This window comes from Mobilicoccus pelagius NBRC 104925, assembly GCF_000247995.1.
GTDB classification, from domain to species: Bacteria; Actinomycetota; Actinomycetes; order Actinomycetales; family Dermatophilaceae; genus Mobilicoccus; species Mobilicoccus pelagius.
On the sequence record NZ_BAFE01000077.1, the window covers coordinates 1 to 7,361 of the forward strand.

Annotated in this window: 8 protein-coding genes; 4 read left to right on the top strand and 4 right to left on the bottom strand. The window is 74.5% G+C overall.

What is annotated here, in order from left to right; genetic code table 11:
* From MOPEL_RS12130 to rimP, 4 genes are all read right to left on the bottom strand, one after another.
* Positions 1-831, bottom strand: an 831-nt coding sequence (locus MOPEL_RS12130; RefSeq protein ID WP_009483156.1) for a translation initiation factor IF-2 N-terminal domain-containing protein, incomplete at its 3' end; no start/stop codon positions are given.
* A gap of 62 nt (positions 832-893) precedes the next feature.
* Positions 894-1,361, bottom strand: coding sequence for a YlxR family protein (locus MOPEL_RS16780; RefSeq protein ID WP_083841851.1), 468 nt, complete (start codon positions 1,359-1,361; stop codon positions 894-896).
* A gap of 1 nt (position 1,362) precedes the next feature.
* Positions 1,363-2,388 carry a transcription termination factor NusA gene (gene nusA, locus MOPEL_RS12140; RefSeq protein WP_009483158.1) on the bottom strand — a complete coding sequence of 342 codons (1,026 nt, stop codon included), beginning with the start codon at positions 2,386-2,388 and terminating at the stop codon, positions 1,363-1,365.
* Positions 2,388-3,050 carry a ribosome maturation factor RimP gene (rimP, locus tag MOPEL_RS12145; protein ID WP_009483159.1) on the bottom strand — a complete coding sequence of 221 codons (663 nt, stop codon included), beginning with the start codon at positions 3,048-3,050 and terminating at the stop codon, positions 2,388-2,390. Before rimP ends, nusA begins: the two co-directional genes overlap by 1 nt.
* A gap of 193 nt (positions 3,051-3,243) precedes the next feature.
* Here rimP and MOPEL_RS12150 point away from each other — a divergent pair, with 193 nt between their 5' ends.
* From MOPEL_RS12150 to MOPEL_RS12170, 4 genes are all read left to right on the top strand, one after another.
* The gene (locus tag MOPEL_RS12150; protein WP_141631336.1) at positions 3,244-4,338 is read left to right on the top strand and encodes a hypothetical protein; all 1,095 of its coding nucleotides are present in this window, start codon (positions 3,244-3,246) and stop codon (positions 4,336-4,338) included.
* A gap of 106 nt (positions 4,339-4,444) precedes the next feature.
* The gene (locus tag MOPEL_RS17810; protein ID WP_009483161.1) at positions 4,445-5,065 is read left to right on the top strand and encodes a hypothetical protein; all 621 of its coding nucleotides are present in this window, start codon (positions 4,445-4,447) and stop codon (positions 5,063-5,065) included.
* Positions 5,066-5,117: 52 nt separating this feature from the next.
* Positions 5,118-5,756, top strand: a complete 639-nt coding sequence (locus MOPEL_RS17815) for a copper chaperone PCu(A)C (RefSeq protein ID WP_009483162.1) — start codon at positions 5,118-5,120, stop codon at positions 5,754-5,756.
* Positions 5,753-7,042: a Dyp-type peroxidase gene (locus tag MOPEL_RS12170; protein ID WP_009483163.1), complete on the top strand. Its 1,290-nt coding sequence runs from the start codon at positions 5,753-5,755 to the stop codon at positions 7,040-7,042. Before MOPEL_RS17815 ends, MOPEL_RS12170 begins: the two co-directional genes overlap by 4 nt.
* The last annotated feature ends 319 nt before the right edge of the window (positions 7,043-7,361 follow it).

Below are 7,361 nucleotides of genomic sequence, written 5' to 3' on the forward strand. Positions count from 1 at the left end.
ACCGGCGGGACCGCCGGGACGCGGGCCGGGACGAGGGCCGCCGCCGGGACGGGGCATGCCCTGGCTCGGGGCGAAGGGGTTGTTGCCCGGGCGGGGCGAACCGCCGCCGTCGCGACCCTCGCGGGAGTCGCGGCCGCCACGGCCCATGCCCTGGCTCGGGGCGAAGGGGTTGTTGCCCGGACGCGGGCCGGGGCGAGGACCGCCCTGGCGCGGACCACCGGGACGCGGGCCCGGCTTCTCGGCCGAACGCTCGGCAGCCGGAGCCGCGGGCGTGGGACGAGGACCGGGCTTGGCGCCCGGCTTGGGCGCGGACGAGGCCGGACGCGGGGTGGGCGTCGCCTCTGCGGCCGGGGACGCCAGCGCGGCGGGCGCGGGCTTCTCGGTCGGTCGGGGACGCTCGGAGGGGGCCTCGGGAGCCGCAGGCTCGGGAGCCGGCGTCGGGGCCGGGGCCTCGCTCGGCTTCGGCGACGCACCCGGCTTGGGGGCCACACCCGGCTTCGGAGCGCTCCCCGGCTTGGGAGCGGCACTCGGCTTGGGGGCCGACGCACCCGGCTTCGGCGCAGCGGACCCGGACTTGGCGGCAGCCGCACCCGGCTTGGGCGTCGCACCCGGCTTGGGGGCGGGCGCGCCCGGCTTCGGCGCGGACGTCTTGGCCTCGACACCGCCCGCCTGGGACGCCGCGAAGGACTCACGGACCCGGCGGACGACCGGGGCCTCGATGGTGGAACTGGCGGAGCGGACGAATTCGCCCTTCTCCTTGAGATGGTTCAGAAGTGTCTTGCTCTCGACTCCGAGCTCCTTGGCGAGCTCGTAGACCCGGACCTTGGCCACGTTTCTCCTCTATCTGCCGGCCCGGGGGGAGTCCTCGGACCGGCCTCAGTGCTGGGCGTTGCTCATTGGTGAGTACTCATCGGTGACTCATCAGCGTCTAACCCGCTTTCGGTTTCCATACCTGCGTCACCGGCCCCGCGCCGGTGACGTGGGAGGTGACGGCCGCAGCCGCCGGACTCCCGTTCGTCGTGCTCGTTCTCGACCGCGTCCACGTAGGCGCGCACCTGGCCGAGATCGATCCCCGTCGCGAGGCGGAGAGCGCGCCCGAAGGCCCGCCGCCGCACCGCCTGCTCCAGACACTCGGTGGTGGGATGGATCCACGCACCACGCCCGGGCAGGCGTCCCGCCGGATCGGGCACCAGCGTCACCGTGGAAGGTGAGGAACCGGAGCCCTGCGCGACGAGCCGCAACAAGGACGACCGCTGATCCCGACGGCGGCACCCGAGACACGTTCGCAAGGGCGCCTGAGCGCCCCGGGGCGAGGTCGTCGTACCCGGGCCGGCCGTCGTCGGAGACACGGCTTTCTCCATTCTACCCCGCCGAGCGGGAACTGGAAGAGCGGTCCGATCCGCCGTCGCCCGACCGGTCGGAGTGGATGTCGATGCGCCACCCCGTGAGCTTGGCCGCGAGACGGGCGTTCTGCCCCTCCTTGCCGATGGCGAGGGAGAGCTGGTAATCGGGGACGACGACCCGCGCGGCACGTAGCCCGCGGTCGACGATCTCGACCGAACTGACCCGCGCCGGTGAGAGGGCCGCAGCCACGAACTCCGCGGGATCGTCCGACCAGTCGACGATGTCGACCTTCTCCCCACGCAGCTCCGTCGTCACCGACCGCGCCCGCTGGCCCATCGGGCCGATGCAGGCGCCCTTGGCGTTGACGCCGGGTACGGCGGAGTGGACGGCCATCTTCGTCCGGTGGCCCGCCTCGCGGGCGAGCGCCTCGATCTTGACGGTGCCGTCGGCGATCTCGGGCACCTCGAGCGCGAACAGCTCGCGCACGAGGTTCGGGTGGGTGCGGGAGAGGCCGATCTGGGGCCCCTTGAACCCACGCTTGACGCTCACGACGTAGCAGCGGATGCGTTCCCCGTGGACGTACTTCTCGCCGGGCACCTGCTCCGCCTGCGGCAGCATCCCCTCGACCGTGCCGAGGTCGACGAGGACGTTGCGGCCCAGGCTCTGCTGGATCACGCCCGTGACGACGGCGCCCTCCTTGTCGCGGAAGTCGCCGAGGACCGACTCGTCCTCGATGTCGCGCATGCGCTGCACGATGACCTGGCGGGCCGTCGATGCGGCGACGCGACCGAATCCCTCGGGGGTGTCGTCGAACTCGGGGCCGGGATCGCCGCGCGTGCCGTCCTCGAGGAGCGGCGGGTCCTCTCGCGCCCACACGACGACGTGGCCGGTCTTTCGATCGAGGTCGACGCGCGCACGGCGGTAGGCGCCCCCCGTGCGCTGGTAGGCGAGGAGCAGCGCCTGCTCGATGGCGGGGATGATCACCTCCATCGGGATCTCCCGCTCGCGCTCCAGCAACCGCAGTGCGGCCATGTCGATGTCCATCAGTCCTCCTGGTCGTCGAGGTGGTCGCCGTCGTCGGGCCCGAGTTCCGCGTCGTCGACGCGACCGAACTCGACCTGCACGTCGCCCCGGGCGATGCGGTCGATCGGGTAGGAGACCGGTGCGGCGGGAGCGGCGTTCCTCGCCCCGCCCTTGGTGCCCGCGGCGACCTCGGGACGGAGCCACACGACGTCGGTACCGGCGGCGAGGATGCGGCCGGTGACGCGTTCGCCGCTCGTTCCGGTGCCGGCGTCCGCACCCTCGAGGGTGAGGCGCACGAGTCGACCGACGTTGCGGCGGAAGTGGCGCGGCAGGGTGAGCGGACGGCTCACCCCGGGCGAAGTGACCTCGAGGGTGTACGGCGCCTGACCGAGCGCGTCGGACGCGTCGAGCACGTCGCTGATGACGCGGGTCGCGTCCGCGACGGCGTCGAGGTCGAGCGGCGGGACGGGGTCCTGCGTCGGCGGCGTCGCCCCTCCTTCCGTGTCGGGGTCGGTCCCGGCGATCGCACCGAGCCCCTCCCCCAGGTCACGGTCGACGGCGATCCGCACGACGCGGCGCTTGCCCGCCGGGGTGACGGTGACGTCCTCGACGAGGAGCCCCGACGCGGCGACGGCGCCGGAGACCGCATCCTCGACGCGGCGTGCGACGGGTGAGTCACCCATGCCACACCTCCCAGTGTTCTCGTGTCGATGAGCGCGCGACGCTCGGCGCCCGCGCGCGGCACGCCCGACGGGGATGCCGCAGGCGCCCACTCTAGGCGACGTCCCGAGGGCGACGCGCGGACGCGGTGGCACGGCCCTCTCGCCGCGACCTGCGATGATGGAAAGCGTGGGGACGAACGGCAGCGACGGGGGCGTGAGCAGGCGAGCCATGCTGCTCGCCGCGGCGACACTCCCGCTCCTCGGGTGCGGCATCCGGTTCGAGTCCGATGCACCGGGATTCCTCCCCACCCCCTCGCCCGACCCCGCCGGGCCTCCGATCCTCGCCGAACGCGACCGCGTCGCGCGGATCCTCGAGACGCTCCCCGAGGCCCCTGGCGTCGCCACGCAGGTGCGGTCCGTCCACACGGCGCAGCTCCGGGCCCTCGATGCGACCCTCGGTGCCCTCGACCCGCCGCTGTCCCCCTCCGCCCCCGCCCGCGCGGGCGGGAAGACGCCTGCCGCGCCCGGGGGCGGCGACGCCCTCGTCGCCGTCGCCGACCTCGAGGCCGACGGTCTCGACGAGGCGGGACTCGCCGCCCTCGACGGAATCGTCCCCCGCGCCGCGGCGATCGTCGTCGCGAGCCACGCCCAACGGGCGGTCCTCCTCGAACTGCTCGCTGCGGCCGGCACGGCCGTCGCCCCGGCCGCCCGCACGCCCTGGCACGCCGCCTCGCCGGCGATCGCCCGCGCCCTCGTCGACGACCTCCGCGCCACCGCCTACGGCGTCGAGGTCGCCGCCGCCCACCTCCCCCCGGGCCCCCGGGGCACCGTCCTCGCGGGGTTGGGCGTCCTCCGCGACGCCGAGAGCCGGCTCGGCGCCCTCGTCCCCGATCTGCCCCCGCGCCCGCTCGGCTACCGCCTCCCGCGGCCCGTGACGAACCCCCGGGAGGCCGTGTTGCTCGCGACCGGCGTCCTCGACCGGTTCGTCGCCGCGACCCTCGCGGCCGCCCCGACGACGGCCGACGCCCGCCGCACGACCCGCCCCGCGACGCAGGACGAGCCCGGGGACGACACCCGCGCCGACGTGGCGTCCCCGGCGGCCACCGCGGGGAGCGACGGGAGCGGAGACGCGGGTGCGACGACGACGGACGCGACGACGCCTCCCGGCGACGACGCGGCGACCCTCGTCCGACTCGTCCGCATCGCCGAGCTCACCCGCGTGCGTTGCGGGGGCCCGCTCCGTCCCCTGCCCGGCCTGCGCCCGCCCGCGACGCCCTCCCCCACCGCCTCTCCTCCGCCGCGCACCTGAGCACGGCGAGGACGCGCAGGCACGCATCTGCCCGCGCACCGTGAGGCACGACGTACCACGACCGGATGGCGGGGGGTTGTCGGCGCGGCCCAGTAGGCTCGGCGCCGTGAGCGATCTTCGTCGATGTGCCTGGACCGCGGCCGCGGTCGTGGGCCTGTCGACGTCCGGTCACGTCCTCGGCGGGGGCGCGTCCCCCTCCCTGGTGGCCGCGGCCCTCGTCACGACGCTCGCCGTCGTGCTCGCCGCCCTCGTCACGAACACGACCCGCCCGCTGCACCCCGTGGTGCTCACGCCGGTGCTCGGCGCGTTCCAGGCCTTCGCGCACGCCGTGTTCCACGTCGTCGACGGCACCGGCGTCGTCGACGTCGCCGCCCATGCCGGTCACCCGGGCCACGCCGCCGCCGCGAGCCACGTCGCGGGCGGCCTCCGCGCCGCCGCCGGCCCGACCTCCGAGGTCGTCACCCACACGGCGACGCACGCACACGCGATGGGGCTCTCACCGCTCATGGTCACGAGTCACCTGCTCGCCACCGTGCTCCTCGCCTGGCTCCTCGGCCCCGCGGTCCGGCAGGTCCGGACGCTCGTGCGACGCGCCACGCCCCACGTGCCCGTCATCGCGGCGCGAGTCCCCCTACCGGCATCCTTCGCCCACCCGCCCCTCGTCGTGTCCCGCGACGTCGTCGCGGCCGTCGGTCTGCGTGGTCCGCCCGGGCTCCTCCGAGCCTGACCGACCCACACCGACGACCCGAGAACGGGTCACGCCCGAAGGATCTACACCCATGTCCCGTACCGTCCCCACCCTCCTCGCCGTCGCCGTGCTCGGCCTCGCCGGCTGCGGCTCGAACGAATCCGGCCCGAACGCCGAAAACAGCGCGCCCGCGACGTCGAGCGGCACCCCTGCCGCGGCCGTCACCGTCACCGACGCCTGGGCCAAGGCCAAGCCCGACCTCGGCGGCATGCCGATGACCGGTGCCTTCGCCACCCTGAAGAACACGACGAACGCCCCGGTCGTCGTCACCGGCGCGGAGAACACCGTCTCCCCCGTCACCGAACTCCACGAGACGGTGACGGCCTCCGGCAAGCCGACGATGCAGAAGGTCGAGGGCGGATTCACCCTCGAGCCCGGCGCGACCCGTGAGCTGCGGCCCGGCGGCGACCACATCATGATCATGAAGATGACGAAGCCGCTGAACCCCGGTGACACGGTGACGATCACGCTCACCACGCAGGACGGGCAGAAGATCCCCGTCGAGGCCGTCGCGAAGACGTTCGCCGGTGGTGACGAGAAGTACCACTCCGGTGAGGCCGACGCGGGGACGAGCGGCACCTCCGGCGCCCCGAGCAGCGGCCACTCCATGCCGGGCCACACCGGCTCCGAGATGCCCGCGACGCCCACCACGGCGGCGACCTCGTCATGACCGAGGGCACGCCGACGTCGTCCCGACTGTCGCGCCGTGCCCTGCTCGGCGGCGGCGCCGTCCTCGCGGGCACGACCCTCGGGGGCGGCGTCGTCGGCCACGCCGTCGGCGCCTTGGGCAACGGCCGATCCGAGACCATGCCGAGCACCGACGGTGTCGCCGGCCCCGGTGCCGCCGGACGTCCGGGCTCGGACGCCGTCGCGGGCAAGGCCACCGAGCCGTTCTGGGGCGCGCACCAGTCGGGCATCGCGACACCGCACCAGGCCCACGGCGTCTTCCTCGGCTTCGACCTCCGCCGAGGTGCCGACGCGAACTCCGTGCGGTCGATGTTGCGGATGCTCACCGACGACGCCGCCCGGCTCACCGCCGGACGCGGCCCCCTCGGCGCCGTCGACGCCGAGCTCGCCACCACCCCGGCCCGACTCACCGTCACCTTTGGGTTCGGCGTCGGGCTCTTCGACGCGATCGGCAAGCCGGAGGCGTGCCCGCCCCACGTGCGGTCGATGCCCGCCTTCCGCACGGACCGCCTCGACCGGCGATGGGGCTCCACGGACCTCCTCCTCCAGGTGTGCTCGGAGGATCCGATGACGCTCACGTTCGCCGAGCGGCGCCTCGTCCGCGACGCCTCCGACTTCGCGACGCTCCGCTGGGCGCAGCGAGGATTCCTCCCGGCCCGCGGCACCGAACCCGACGGCACGACGCCCCGCAACCTCATGGGGATGCGGGACGGCACCGCCAACGAGTCCGACCCGAACGAGGTCGCCGCCGTGCTGTGGAACGACGGCAGCACCCACCCGTGGCTCGCCGGTGGCAGCCAACTCGTCCTGCGACGCATCCGCATCGACATGGCGACGTGGGACGACCTCGAGATCGAGGCCAAGGAGGTCGCCTTCGGCCGCCGCGTCGCCGACGGCTCGCCCCTCAACGGGTCGAAGGAGTCCGACTCGATCGACCGGGAGGCCGTCGACGAGCAGGGCTTCACGATCATCTCCCCCACCGCCCACGCCGCCCGGGCCCAGGCCCGCAGCGGCAGGGAGCGGATGATCCGGCGCCCGTACAACTACGCCGTCGACACCGAGACCGGCACCGAGACCGGCACCGAGGAGGGGCTCCTCTTCGCGGCCTACCAGGCCGACCTCGGCACGGCGTTCGTGCCCGTGCAGCGGCGTCTCGCCGAGTCCGACGCGCTCAACACGTGGACCACCCACATCGGGTCGGCGAGCTACGCCATACCGCCCGGGGCGAAGGAGGGGTCGTTCGTCGGCGACACCCTCCTGCGTGCCTGACACGACCGTCACCATCGACCGCGCCGCGTGCGGGTCTGACGTGGCGGGTGGTGGGACGCCCGTGACGAACGGCGGGGGCTGCCATGACGTCGCGACCGTCTGCGATCGCCGTGGACGGGTCGGGCGTGGGACGCGACGAGGTCGGGGGACGGCCGCCGGAGAGGTCACGTGGTCGAGGGGTCACCAAGGGTCCGCCGAGGGGCCGCGCCTCCTCCGGGTGCGCGTGTGCGACAGTGCTCGACATGTCGTCCGAGGTCGTCGTCCCCGAGGAGTTCGCGCGTCTCGTCGCGGGGCGCCCACCGGAGCCCGACGTCTAGGT